This is a genomic window from Vibrio sp. 1167 (assembly GCF_033340375.1).
Classification (GTDB): domain Bacteria; phylum Pseudomonadota; class Gammaproteobacteria; order Enterobacterales; family Vibrionaceae; genus Vibrio; species Vibrio alginolyticus.
This window is the reverse complement of record NZ_JAWOWK010000002.1, coordinates 565,691-579,386: the sequence shown is the minus strand read 5'-3', so window position 1 is coordinate 579,386 and position 13,696 is coordinate 565,691. Positions and strand designations below refer to the sequence as shown.

10 protein-coding genes are annotated in these 13,696 nt (G+C 43.3%); 2 read left to right on the top strand and 8 right to left on the bottom strand.

Annotation, left to right across the window (positions count from 1 at the left end):
• Window positions 1-2: 2 nt before the first annotated feature.
• Both R7Z78_RS05910 and R7Z78_RS05905 read left to right on the top strand, forming a co-directional pair.
• Window positions 3-1,778, top strand: a complete 1,776-nt coding sequence (locus tag R7Z78_RS05910; protein ID WP_169644495.1) for an ABC transporter transmembrane domain-containing protein — start codon at window positions 3-5, stop codon at window positions 1,776-1,778.
• 250 nt (window positions 1,779-2,028) lie between these two features.
• A complete protein-coding gene (locus tag R7Z78_RS05905) occupies window positions 2,029-2,577 on the top strand; it encodes a hypothetical protein (protein WP_017820633.1) in 549 nt (182 codons plus the stop codon).
• 42 nt (window positions 2,578-2,619) lie between these two features.
• Here R7Z78_RS05905 and R7Z78_RS05900 read toward each other — a convergent pair whose 3' ends face one another.
• The 8 genes from R7Z78_RS05900 to R7Z78_RS05865 all read right to left on the bottom strand — a co-directional run bounded on the left by R7Z78_RS05900 (window position 2,620) and on the right by R7Z78_RS05865 (window position 13,265).
• On the bottom strand, window positions 2,620-4,842 hold the full coding sequence (locus R7Z78_RS05900) for a TonB-dependent siderophore receptor (protein ID WP_104975292.1): 2,223 nt from the start codon (window positions 4,840-4,842) through the stop codon (window positions 2,620-2,622).
• Between the two features lie 199 nt (window positions 4,843-5,041).
• Window positions 5,042-7,018 carry a Fe(3+)-hydroxamate ABC transporter permease FhuB gene (fhuB, locus tag R7Z78_RS05895; protein ID WP_005377716.1) on the bottom strand — a complete coding sequence of 659 codons (1,977 nt, stop codon included), beginning with the start codon at window positions 7,016-7,018 and terminating at the stop codon, window positions 5,042-5,044.
• Complete coding sequence (locus R7Z78_RS05890; protein ID WP_169644492.1) at window positions 7,015-7,899, bottom strand: iron-siderophore ABC transporter substrate-binding protein; 885 nt, start codon at window positions 7,897-7,899, stop codon at window positions 7,015-7,017. The genes fhuB and R7Z78_RS05890 overlap by 4 nt, the downstream gene beginning before the upstream one ends.
• 11 nt (window positions 7,900-7,910) lie before the next feature.
• A complete protein-coding gene (locus R7Z78_RS05885) occupies window positions 7,911-8,675 on the bottom strand; it encodes an ABC transporter ATP-binding protein (protein WP_005377721.1) in 765 nt (254 codons plus the stop codon).
• Window positions 8,676-8,999: 324 nt separating this feature from the next.
• Window positions 9,000-9,218, bottom strand: coding sequence for a hypothetical protein (locus R7Z78_RS05880; protein ID WP_005377723.1), 219 nt, complete (start codon window positions 9,216-9,218; stop codon window positions 9,000-9,002).
• A gap of 87 nt (window positions 9,219-9,305) precedes the next feature.
• Window positions 9,306-10,430 carry an HD-GYP domain-containing protein gene (locus R7Z78_RS05875; protein ID WP_104975290.1) on the bottom strand — a complete coding sequence of 375 codons (1,125 nt, stop codon included), beginning with the start codon at window positions 10,428-10,430 and terminating at the stop codon, window positions 9,306-9,308.
• 274 nt (window positions 10,431-10,704) lie between these two features.
• A complete protein-coding gene (locus R7Z78_RS05870; RefSeq protein ID WP_033905238.1) occupies window positions 10,705-11,910 on the bottom strand; it encodes an aromatic amino acid transport family protein in 1,206 nt (401 codons plus the stop codon).
• 161 nt (window positions 11,911-12,071) lie between these two features.
• Window positions 12,072-13,265 carry an iron-containing alcohol dehydrogenase gene (locus tag R7Z78_RS05865; RefSeq protein ID WP_054579464.1) on the bottom strand — a complete coding sequence of 398 codons (1,194 nt, stop codon included), beginning with the start codon at window positions 13,263-13,265 and terminating at the stop codon, window positions 12,072-12,074.
• Window positions 13,266-13,696 lie beyond the last annotated feature (431 nt).

Genomic DNA, 13,696 nt, shown 5'->3' with positions numbered 1-13,696 from the left:
GCATGAACCAGACCAGCACGTTTAAACGGTTAATGTCTTACCCATTATCTCAACCAAAGCCAATGATTAAAGGACTCGCCTTGCTGTTTATTGCAGCGTTAGCTAGCGCCGGCGGCCCTTGGTTGATTCAATATTTCATTGATGAGCACATCGCTAAAGGTGACTATTCACAAAATGTTCTGATTTCGCTAGCAGTAGGTTATATCGCTCTTCAGATCGTATCGGCAACATTCCAGTATTTTCAGTCATTGCAATTTAGCATTGTCGCGGCTAACACGATCAAAGCGATTCGTAAGCAAGTATTTTCTGGCGTGATTAAGCAGCCGTTATCTGCGTTTGATTACACTCCTGCTGGAAAATTGGTGTCGCGAATCACCAACGATACGGAATCTTTACAGCAATTTTATGAGCTTTTGATCGCGACCGTGGTGAAAAACGTGGTCATGATTGTCGTAATGCTTGGCGTTATGTTTTTCATGAGCTGGAAGCTCACACTCGTTGTGCTTGTATTGCTGCCGATCGTCATCGGCTTTATGTACTTGTTTAAGCAGCTAAGTACAGAAAGCTACCGAAAGATGCGTGACCTATTGACCGATATAAATGCGAATCTGAGTGAATCCATTCAAGGGATGAGTGTCATTCAATTAATGCAACAAGAAGAGCGTTTTAATAAACAGTTCAACGAGCTAACCGCAGAGCATCTGGTGGCATCTAAACGAGTGATTCGGCTAAACGGCTATCTGCTAAGACCATTAATGGACTTACTCGCTGGTCTTGCGTTGCTTTGCTTGGTTGCGATCTTTGGTTTTAATGGTATTGAGTTGATTGGTGTGGGGGTACTGTATGCATTTATCAGTTATCTTGCGCGAGTTACTGAACCACTAATTGAGATGACTCAGCAACTTGCTCTACTTCAGCAGGCGTTAGTATCAAGCGAACGTGTTTTTGAATTGATTGATGCGAAAGAACAAACTTACGGGGGCGATCATCAACCATTAAGGTCAGGTGCTATCGAACTTAAAGACCTCACATTTAGCTACGATGGTAAACAGGACGTCCTAAAAGACATTTCGTTGAAGGCCAACCACCAAGACTTTATCGCGCTTGTCGGGCATACAGGAAGCGGTAAAAGCACATTAGCGTCACTGTTAATGGGCTTTTATCCAACGCAATGTGGTGAACTGCTCATAGATGGTCGTCCACTTAAAACATTAGGGAAAGACGTACTTCGCAAAGATGTGGCAATGGTTCAACAAGATCCACATATTCTCCCTGCTTCAGTCAGAGAAAACATCTCTCTCAGTCGGGCGGTTGATGACAATCAAATATGGGATGCGTTAGACAAGGTAGGTTTGGCAGAACAAATTCATCGTTACCCTAACGGGCTAGACACGCAGTTAGGTCAAGGCGAAACTAATTTATCTGCGGGTCAGAAACAGCTTTTGGCGTTAGCACGTGTGCTTGTGGTAAAACCTAAGATATTGATATTAGATGAAGCAACCGCAAATATTGACTCAGGAACAGAGGCTTTAATCCAAAAGAGCTTGGCGGTACTCAGACAAGACATGACGCTCGTTGTTATTGCTCATCGGCTGTCAACTATCCTAGATGCAGACCAAATCATTGTTCTTCATCATGGGGAGTTAGTCGAGAAAGGCACACACAAAGCACTCTTAACGCAAAATGGTCGTTATGCTCAAATGTATCAGTTACAGCAAGCAAACCGACACCTACAACAGATTGAAGAAGACACCAAGCAACTCGAAGAAGCGGTGTGATTTTATGCCCGTGCCTTCTTTTATTTAGTCGGCATGGGCATAATTGGTGTAACTTCAAAATTTAGCCTTGTAAGCTTCCAATTTCTTCATAATGTGAACTAATTTTCTATTTCTTACCTATTATTGACATAACCCCTCGCTATATCACGCAAGGTCGTTGTAAAATCGTACGGTATTTAAGCCTACTGCCTGTGGCATTGGGCTGAATTCCGCTTTCTAATTATGCACATTAATCTCATGACACAAGTCCATGGACAAAGATAAGTTTACTAACATCTATCGCTTGCCTGGTTCGATTCAAATTCGTATCGGTAAATGGCAAAAGACGTTCCGCGGCACCTCTGATTTAGTTTTACATCAGGCGCTAATGGAGCGTAATAAGCAATTTAAGAAGCCAGACTTTTTACCTAAAGGCTGGTGTGTCACTCCTGTTGATGAAAACGACATTACCATTACGCATCACGGTAAATATATCCAAACCGTTATGCGCACAATGCTGGACAGAAAGGTCTCATACAAGCGACTGTTCCTATCTCGAATGAGTCTCGAAGATGGTGAAAAAGTGCTCCACAATTACAAGCTGGAGTGGGTAAGAAAACATAACCAGATCGCCAAAAAGTACAATCAAATTAAAAAGAAACAATATATGAACTTTGCAAGAGAAGAAGAGGAAACCCTCTACCCTTCGATTCCAAAGGGTGAGTTTGACAAAACATTATGGAACAAACTTGTCGTATCATCGTTTGGTCCGCAGAAAAAGTACAAAAACCCGCACTTTGTCCGTAAAGCCGATTTCTAAATAAACACCCCTAAAGTTAGGGGTGTTTATTTATACGTTAACTCACCAGTCGTAAGTTAAACTTGCAATAACATTTTGTCGGTCGCCATACCAACAAAAACCATCACATGTCGCTATGTACTTTTTATCCGCGATGTTTTTAGCTGCGACTTGTAGCTTGTAATCGCCGATTCGATAACTGACCGTCGCATCCATTAAGAAATAACTTGGTACTTTTAGTCTCTCTTCATTGTCTCCGTATGACTCACCTGTATAGCGCGCGCCTAAGCCAACAGCAAAGCCATCAAGAGGTCCATCAAAGAAACGATAATGTGCCCAAGCTGATGATACGGTATTCGCCACTTGGGAAGGCGTTTTGCCAACCCATGCCTTATTGATGTCTTGTTTTATCTCTGCATCAACGTACGCAATGTTCCCGATCAATGTTAAGGATGGTGTCACATTAGCTACAGCTTCAAACTCAACGCCGTTATTTTCTATTTTTCCTATTTGCGTTAATTCACTCAAGTAGATACGAGCCAAGTTTTCTTTTGTTGCCCGATACGTTGCAATATTGAAATAACCATCAAATGAATCCGGTTGGTATTTCATACCGATTTCAAATTGATCACCGCTTTCAGGCTTCGCTGGCTTACCATTGCTGTCTTCTTGAATAATTGGATCAAAGTACTGAGAGTAACTAAAGTATGGCGTGAAGCCAGAATCAGAAATATAAGCCGTTCCCACGCTAAACGTCCACTCTCCATTATCAACTTTCGTGCGAGCACCCGTGGTAACATTATGTACTTCATTACTTGTATCGTCGTAACGTGCGCCCAATAACATCGCCCATTTATCGTTGATCAGCATATGATCTTGAAAGTAAACGCCGAGCTGCTGATTATCGATTTTCGTTCTTTGCTTATCGGTTTCGCTCAATGGTTGTAGCGTATTCGGATCGAGTAACATTATGTTATCCGAATAAGTAGGATTAAATACATTAAACCTAGGATCGGGCAAAGCTCCCATTGGTGTGTTTAATAATGCATTACCATTAGCAACTATAGGGTCATTGGCAAAATCTTTACCATCGATACTGATCATTTGAAAATCTATGCCCAACATCAAGTTATGCTCAACACTTCCCCAATTTACTTGGTGCATCAAACGATTATCGATATTAAAAGCATCAGATGACCCATCTTCTGTTGAAGCACCCCGAAGTATGGTTTTGCGTTCATTTGATGGGTCCAAAGCCGGCCCCAACGCAGGCACGTCAGCCGAGTAAACGTACGAATACATTTGTCTTAGCTTAACATCCATTTCGCTGTAACGAGCTGCTTGAACAAATGAAGTGGTATCATTAAATGCATGAGAAAACTCATAGCCTAAAGACACCTGCTCACGCTCAAACGTCTCCCAGTTAGGATTGCCTATCGCTAAACTATCACTGATCTTTCCATTTTTGTTTGGCGTTAACGTTCCTTCAACTGGCAAAAATTGCAGATAAGGATCTGAGTCGTCTTTTTGATAGCTCGTTAGAAAGGTAATTTCAGACGTCTCATTAAATTTGTACGTCATCGATGGAGAGAGAAGAATGCGCTCTGCTTCTACCCCACTAATTCTCGTCCCATTTTTTCTCGCTAACCCTTGAAAGCGGAAAGCTAGCTGCTCACTCACCTCAGAGTTTACGTCAAGAGAAAGTTGTTTACGGTCTTCAGAACCGTACTCCAAAGATACAAGTCCTGACCCCCCATCAAATTGAGGTCGCTTACTGACAACATTGATAACCCCACCTGGAGGGTTTTGCCCATAAAGAACAGACGCTGCACCACGTAAAACTTCAACCCTTTCCAAAGCAAACGGATCTATTTGCCAACTATAGAAGCCAGAAGAATATAAACGGGTACCATCTTGATACAACCCACTGTTCGCCTGTTTAAAACCACGAATAATAAACCAATCTTGCTTGTTATCTTCGCCGAAATAATTAGTTTGAATGCTTGGTGTGTACTGTAGTGCGTCAGAAATGCTAATAGAGGCACGATCATCCATTTGCTCTCGCGTAACAACAGACACCGCTCTTGGAGTCTCATTGATAGCAATATCAGTTTTCGTCGCTGCCCGACTCTTCGCTCCGAGATAACTAAAATCTGGACCAACTGCACTGTCTTGCTGCTGTCCAATCACAACTATATTTTCATCTTCCTGAGCCAAGACATTTGGCGTTGATACAGCTAATACAACCGCCATCGACGTTGGTGTCAGCATAAACTGCCGAGTCATATTCTCTCCTTTTTGTCGGCAGCCAAACCAACCCTTCATGACTTCAGCGACCGCTGAAAGAAAAGCGAGTTACGGCATCGCCAGTTGTTTCCGTAAAAGACAAACCAGAGGTTTTGCATAAAGCACTCGCATAGGTTACGAATGCCACTACGAGTGCTTATTTGTATAAGTACTTTCTTGGTTGAGGCTTAGCTCATTTCTATAAGCGGCGTAAACCCCACATTAAATACAAACCGCCAATGAGAGACGCCATAAGCCCTGTTGGTATTTCTTGCGGGTAAAGGACCTGTCGTCCCAACCAATCAGCCAACAACATCACCCCTGCCCCCAGTATCGCGGCGCATAACATGTGTTGTGACGCTTTGTTAAAACCAAATAAGCGAGCTAAATGCGGAGCCAACAACCCAACAAAGCTAATCGGACCAACAACCAATGTCGCACTGACCGTGAGACAAGCAACTAAAAGAAGCAGTATTGCGCGTGAACGATCAACTCGAATTCCAAGTGCTTTAGAGGAAGCGGCACCGACAGGAAGAATATCTAGCCATCTTACGCAGAGAAAACTCAACCCTATAAAGACAAGCGCAGATAAAGACAATGGGAGTAACGTTTCAACCGAGACATAGTAGGTAGACCCAGACAACCAAGCCAATGCTTGATAACTTCTTGGGTCACCAGTGGCTAGAATAAAGCTCTGTATTGCATTCATCAGTGCGGTTATCGCAATACCAGTCAATAAAATACGCTCCGGCTGAAAGCCTGACTTACGGTTTAGCAGCACAATGACTAATACCGTCGCTAATGCACCTACGAGCCCGCCTAGAGAAAGAGTGAAAATTGACGAACCAAACCCAGTAAACATCGCGATGATCAATCCCATCGCTGTCCCTGAACTGATACCGATCACTTCAGGACTTGCCATTGGGTTTCCACTTAGGCGTTGAATCATGGTTCCAGCAATCGCTAACATTGCCCCCGCAATTGCTGCTGCAAATAATCTAGGTGCGCGCCACTCCAAAAAAATCCAATTTTGGCTAGCAAATAAGTTTGCCCACCCTTCATTTTGCACAGCAACCGTGGCAAAGAGAACAACAGAAATTAACGTGCCGATCAACGCCAATGAGATCGCTTTAGGGTTTAGCTTGTAAACATGTTCACGATGTCGAGTTAACACTGTTTGAGTATGGCCCTGCGTCTTTTGTGATAAGCGAGGTAACAGCCATAACAGTAGCGGAGCGCCCAGTGCAGCGGTTGCTGCTCCCGTTGGTATAAAACTCGCCATTAGCCCCGGCAGTTGCTGAATAACCAAATCGGTTAAAGTCAATAACATGGCACCAATCAGCATTGATACCCAAAGCTTATGCTGGATTTTATTGATACCTATCAATCGAGTAATCGCTGGCGCCGCTAACCCGATGAAACCGATGATTCCTACGGCAGAAACCACCCAAGAAGTGATTAACACCGCAAGCCCAAGACAGACAAAACGCAACTTAGCTAGCGAGACACCTAAACTCTTGGCACCTTGCTCGGAGAGTTCCAACAGACTTAACGGCTTTGCAATCACAAATGCAACGACCGTAGCAAGTGCGATTCGAGGGGCAAGATACGAGAAATCTCCCCATCCACTCTGAACAAGCGAACCGGCTCCCCATATCATTAACCCATTCAGCTTTTCGGTATTCATCATCAGAATAACCGTACTTAATGATGCAAAGTACAGGTTTATCACTAACCCAGAAACGACGACAACCGTTGGAGATAACGCTCGTCGCCATGACAACAGCATCACCAACCCCATCGATATCACACCGCCGATGAGAGCAACCAAATTAGGCGCGATATCCAACATCCAAGGTGCGAATAGCGTAGCTAACATCAAAGCAAAACTTGAACCGCTCGCCACACCAAGTGTCGTGGGTGAAGCGAGAGGGTTACGCAGCACTTGCTGCATCAATACCCCAGCAACCGCTAATCCAGCACCAGATATAATCGTGGTGAAGACTCGAGGCCACCAGCTAAAGTGAAGTAAAACAGAATCGATAGATTGAAAGTTAGGCTCCCATAAACTGCTTAGAGCCAACGAAAATGAGCTTACTTGGTACAATTGGAAAGCACCAATAGAAAAGGTAAATGCCGAAAGTAACACCACAAAGCTTAAAGGCATCGTTTTCATTGTGTTAACTCCTTGACCTTACTCGCCGTAACTAACTCTGCGAAACGGAGGGCTGAAGGCATAGAACCAAAACTCCAAACGGGCGCGACTTGCATGACCTTTTCACCAGATTGTTGAACAACATATTGCCAAAATGGGTCTTGAGAGAGTTGCTCCGCTCCACCATAAGGTAATGGCTCTACGATAACGATTTGAGCTTTTATGCCAGCTAACTTGTCGATGCCAACTAGGCTGAAGCCCCAGCTATTCGTCTTTTCATTCCATGCATTACTCAGCCCAATCTTTTCGATAGCCTGGGAGTAAAGACTATTTTGACCAAAAACACGTACGTGCTTTGTATCCATAAACTGAATCATTAGAAGTGGCGGCTGGCCTTTATTTATACGCTGTTTTAATAAAGACAAACGTTTTTCATATTGTTGGATAAGCGCCTCTGCTTCCGCCTCTCTTCCCAGCTCTTCACCAAACCTCCGAGTGAAACTGGTAAGTACCGACCAATCCGTAATCCCGCTTTCATATAAGTCAATGGTGGTAACCGGGGCGATATCAACTAAGCGATGCTTCATTGAGGAGAAGTACGGGGCAATAAAAATACGATCAGGTCTGAGCTCGTAAATGCGCTCTATATTGGGTTGAGTTCTTAACCCTACATCCTTCGTTTGAGGTGGTAACGGTGGCGATTTTACCCAAGCATCGTAATCTTGCCCTTGAGCAACGCCTACAGGTACGACCCCTAAAGCCAACATCGTTTCAGTTTGTGTCCAATCAACCGACATCACCCGAGGTGGTGCGTCAGCTAGTGCTTGAAAAGAACTGACCAAAAGCGCACTAAGTGAGAGAGCGAAAGAGAAATGTTTAAGTCGAGTGTTTGTACTGCTCATTATTCCAACCTTTAGCTTGGCATCGCCACCGGATAACCTGCAGGGTGGTCAGAGATCATCATCTCTATCCCATATATGTCCCTCAACTTAGGTTCAGTAAACACCTGTTCAACATTGCCTTGTGCAATCAAATCACCTTGATGTAATGCAACGATGTAGTCGCAAAATCGTGCAGCCAAGTTGATGTCGTGTAATACGATAATAACGCCCAAACCCAGTTCTTGACTGAGTTTAGAGATAAGCTTCAACATATCGACTTGATGGCTGATATCTAGCGCAGACAAAGGCTCATCAAGAAGCAAATACTCGGTTTTTTGGGCTAACAGCATAGCTAGCCACACACGTTGACGCTCTCCTCCAGATAGCGTGTCCACTAAGCGATCTGCGTATTTTAGTGTGCCTGTCATCGCCATTGCTTCTTCAACAATGTCGTGATCTTTCTTACTCAAACGTCCAAGTAAACCATGCCATGGATAACGACCAAAACCGACTAAATCTCGACCTAAAATACTGTCGGTCACTGGAAGATGCTGAGGCAAGTAGGCAATGTGTTGGGCGAATTTTTTCGCTGAGAGATCGTTAATGCTCGTTCCATGCAGAACCACGTCACCAGCGGTGTATGGCTGTTGCTGTGCCAGCAACTTTAACAATGTGGATTTTCCTGAACCATTGTGTCCAACAAGAGCGTATGTTTTTCCGGGTTCAAATGTCACATCAAACGCTTTTAGCAATGACTTGCCTTCAATCTCAAACTGGAGTGCTTTAGCTTCCAACATCCCTACTTCACCTAATAGCCATTTACGAATAACAGTTATTCAGAGCTCTCATTCGTTGATCACGTTTGCCGTTCTTATTCAACAGAACGATTAATAAGGGAGGTTTTATATAACAACAAAGATACAAATGCAAACCGTTGTCATTATCATTATATCAACAAGATCATTGAGAGAATTGCTAAGTGTTAGTGATAATTTGCTCTGCTGAACTTCATTAGTAAATTATAGGCAGGTCAACGAGAGCAGCGGTCTCCCACTGCTCTCGCATAAATTTGAACGAATACTGCAGCGTATGAAGAAATGAAAAATGCCGCAGTGAATACATTAATGACGAGCGTCAGCGCCAAACTCTACTTCTTTATAGATATCGGCCAGCGACTTTTTACCTTGTTTGTCTTTGGCTGAACGCTTTTTCTTAGTTTGATAATGGTATTCTTGCTCCTGAAGTGCTTGTTCGTGCTCTTTTGCTGACTCAACAAACTCAGGATTTGCAAGTGCTTGTTGGCGTAAGCGGTTTACTCTTTCAAGGGTTTCCCACAACATACTTCACCTCCAAACTTGTTACTGTATATAAAAACAGTATTGTTTAAATATTCCTCCTCGTCAACATTTCAACTTTGTTACTGCTCTTCACATTAACCCCAAGCCTGTATAGTGCTCGGGATATTTGTGGATGATTTGCTTTATATAACCTTGATGCTCTCGCAGAGCATCAACACATTCTCGAGATAACCATCCCTGATATACCCATTTTTCAAGTTCTAACAATGCGTATGGGATGGAGCACGCTTGTCTATACGGATGGTGCGTCGTCATAAAATCAAAGGCATTCGCGACAGCCGTAATTTGCGCGGCGATTGGTATATCATCATTGGTTAAACCATAAGGATAACCAGTGCCATTTAAGTTTTCGTACTGATAAGTAACCATCTGCAAAAACAAAGTCACACTCGGGTGAACCGGATTTCCGATACGGGCAACTATGTCATCCGCTGAATCGATACAACGCTCAATATGTTGAATCAATATCGCCTCTTGTTCTTGAGAGTAATTTGTTCGGCGGCTAGCAATTTCAACTGGCAGCTGACTATCACCGAGCGCATGGAACTGAGCAAAAATACCAATATCTTCGACCATTTCGTCATTCAGGTGATAACGATCCGCTAACTGCGTTGCGATAATTTGACTGTAGTACTTCATGCGTTTGGTATGCGCGTAATACTCAGGTGAATAGCCTGGCATCATACATTGCATTCGGTTCGCTAGCGTTTCTATCGCATTGACTACTTGAGTTTCTGATTCAACCGCAAATCGAATCATTTCGAAATAAGGTTTAAGACCATTCAGCGCTTCTAAACTAAACGCATCACGTTGAGTGGAGTTCAAAAATACAAAACCAGTAAAAGCTTTATTGTCATAACAAGGAATAGCAGCCGACGACTGATATCCGTGTTTGAGTAAAATTTGAACCCGAGGACAGTGCTTAATATCATGAAGGTCTTCGACGATACGAGGAACCGCGTTTTTAGAGGCAATATTGAGGTGGTGGAGTTTACGGAATGCTGATTCGTGATGGGCTAAACACCAAGTGTCGAACTCACTTTCTGCAAATGATTTGAGCACATCTTGGTCTGGGTGATATTTTGCAAATGACACCCTATCAATACATGGCAAGTGCGCCTGCATCCTGCCTTTTAGCGTTTGCAGTTGCTCGTTAAGCGGTTTTGCAAACGGGTAAAAACTCCGGTGCGCCATGCTTCACCTCCACACCAAAGCAGAGAAACAAGAAAAGCTCATTGTGTTGCAAATTCAATGGTATTTTGAGCGGTTTTCTCCACTTAAATTATCGATATACCACAACTTAAGTGTACGAAATAAAAGCACATTTCTACCAATTTTTTCACCGGATATCTTACGGTAATTTGATCCAGATTAAAAAAGCCAACGAGCGAAACTCGTTGGCCTAACAATACTGATTGATTACGATGGATTCAGTAACTAGAAGTTATTCAAAGAACGTTCTAAACAACTAGCCTAGAGCAGGAAGAACACCCAGCGTAATTAACACCTGAGCGAATACGATGCCAGTGCCAGCGATGCCCGTTATCACTAACGCACCTTGACCACCTGCGACGCGGTACTCCCCAGTAAAATCATCCGATTTACGAACCTTGATCACCATAACCAAAGGCAAAAAGATGGCTAAAATCGCTAAGGCAATCGCTGCATAGCCCAAAGCCATAATAAAGCCTTGAGGATAGAAAAGTGCGAAGCCTAGCGGTGGAGTAAACGTCACTAGTGCCGCAATCAAACGATTAGGCTTATCGTTACTTCCTTTGATGGTATCACCCAAAAATTCGAATAGACCCAAACTCACGCCAAGGAACGATGTCAACAATGCCAAGTCAGCAAACACACCAACAATGCTACCCAAATTTGATTGGTGTACTGTCTGAGATAGTTGACCAATCAGTGCGCTCAACCCTCCGTTCTCAACAAGCGTACTTTGGCTAACCACACCCAACGTCACGATTTGCCAAAAGATATAAATAACGAGTGGAATCGTCGAACCAATAATAACGGCTTTGCGTAAAGAAGAAGTGTCACCGTCTAAGTAATTCACAATTGCAGGAATACTTCCGTGGAAACCAAACGAAGTAAAGATAACCGGAATCGCCGCTACAACAAGGCCTTGTTCGATTGGCATACTTAACAAGTAAGATTCCGTAACGTTTGGAGCAAGAAAAGAAAGCACTGCAACCATCGCAATAAGCTTCATCGCGAACAGTACTCGGTTTACTTTATCGACCGTACCGGTACCCACTGTCACAACTAAAGTCACAATCAAGGTAAAGATTATCGTTGATGTAGGCCCTGAAATATCGAGGTCAAACCATTGTGCAAGGCGGTCTCCGAACTGAGCACCACCGCCAGCGATATACGCTGCACATAATGAGTAGAAAAGAAACAACATCGCAAAACTTGCCACCCACTTGCCTTTTTGACCTAGGATCTGTTTCGCCAAAGTATGAAGTGTAGCACTACTCTCCGCATGTTGATGAAGCTCAAGCATAAGTAAGGCAGTGAAAGCCATCAGAGCCCATAAACCTAGCATGATGATAATTGAAGTTGAAAAACCAATGCCGGCAGAGGCAAGTGGAAGCGCTAGCATACCAGCGCCTATTGTAGTGCCCGCAATAATTAGCGTACTACCGAATACTTTAGAACGACTCATTGTATATTAATCTTTACACTTTATTAGAAATTATCAGTATTAGATCGGGCAACGGCGGACCGAAACCAACACCATATTTGTATTGCCGTCGATATTGTAGGATCTTTAGCAGAAGATCAAGCAAAGTGTAAGGATAAAAAACCACACATGTAAACTATAATTTACACCTTGCTGATATTTAACAATAACTGTGTGCATTCTTCCCTGTTCATGAACTTGGGAACAGGGTAATTCCAGTGCGCCTCTTTCAGAATTAAATCAACAAGCGCATCAGCATCTTCACGTTGAATGAGCGCACTGGTTTGCTCAATATCAATAGTTGAAAACAAGGACTCCAGATTCGCCAAAAAATGCTGAGCACTTGCGTTACCTAACTGCCCCTCGGCCGTCAACTCATCGAGCTTTCTTAGTTGAGGCTCAATCTCTGATAATGAAAAGCGCAGCACAGGCAACAAGGCTAATCCGTTTGCCATACCATGAGGTATTCCATATCTCGCACCGAATGTGTGAGCAAAGGCATGAACATAACCCAAACTCGCTTTGGTAAATGCTAAACCCGCGTAATAGGATGCCATAGCCATTTTATGACGAGCTTCGACATCATCCCCTTGCATCACAGCCCTAGGAAGATATTTAAAAATGAGTTTAATAGCGGCAACCGAATAAGCCATCGTTTCTTGAGTAGCGTTTTTCGATACATAGGCCTCAATAGCGTGGGTTAATGCATCAACGCCAGTATCAGCCGTGATCTTAGGAGGTAAACCAATCATTAAATTCGCATCTAAAGCTGCCATTAGTGGCACCAACTTTGGATCCATTAAAGGGGTTTTAATGTGTGAGGAGGGATCTGACACGACCGCAGCGATAGTAACTTCACTTCCGGTTCCAGCCGTTGTTGGAATAGCAAAAAGCGGCGCTGGCATTCGCCATACCTTCAATAGTCCAGCTAATTTTTTTATTGGCCGTTTATTGGTAACTTTCGCAGCGATAACTTTTGCACAATCCATTGCAGAGCCGCCACCCAAAGCTAATATGCCCTCACAATGAAAACGATGATAAGCCTCTAGACCGCTCTCTACCTGATCATAGGTAGGATCGGGCTTAACTTGCGAGAAAACATCTAACTGTAAATCGAGTTGTGCTGCTGCCTCAAGCACCTTATCTACAATACCGACTTGGACTAACCCTTCGTCGGTAACTAACAAAACGCGTTTAAATCCCAGCTCGGTCATCGATTCTAATAGCTCATTCATCGAACCAGGGCCGGAAAACAAGGTTGGTCTCGGCATAGGAAGGATATGGGCTGCCATTTTTAACCCTGCGGTGTAAGTCCGATATAAACGATGCTTCAACATACGAAATCCTTTTCATTTAGAGCTATCATTCTAGCTACTTTTACTACCTATGCTTACTTTGCAATCACACATTTTCAATAAACTTATCTCACTAAAAGGGCTAGCATCGCTGGGAAACCGTACCATTTTATTATCTTTCCTCAACGACATGAGCTACAGAGAAAATGTTTTCAACGACGCTCTATTGTCATGTAGTTAGCAAGCTGCTTTCCCTATTACTCTGTTAGTTACAGAGCAAGCCTCGAAGAAGTCTTCTTATTTTTTGCCTTCAAAAGCAACAATATGAATTCTGTTAATCAGACATCAATACCGTGTGTCTCTGGTTGAGCCCGAACACGATCTACAAAAATAAAAAAAAGAATGCGTTACATCATGATTTATTGTCGTTTTCAAATAAGTCAACAAGAGCAACAATAATCTTTCAAAACTTA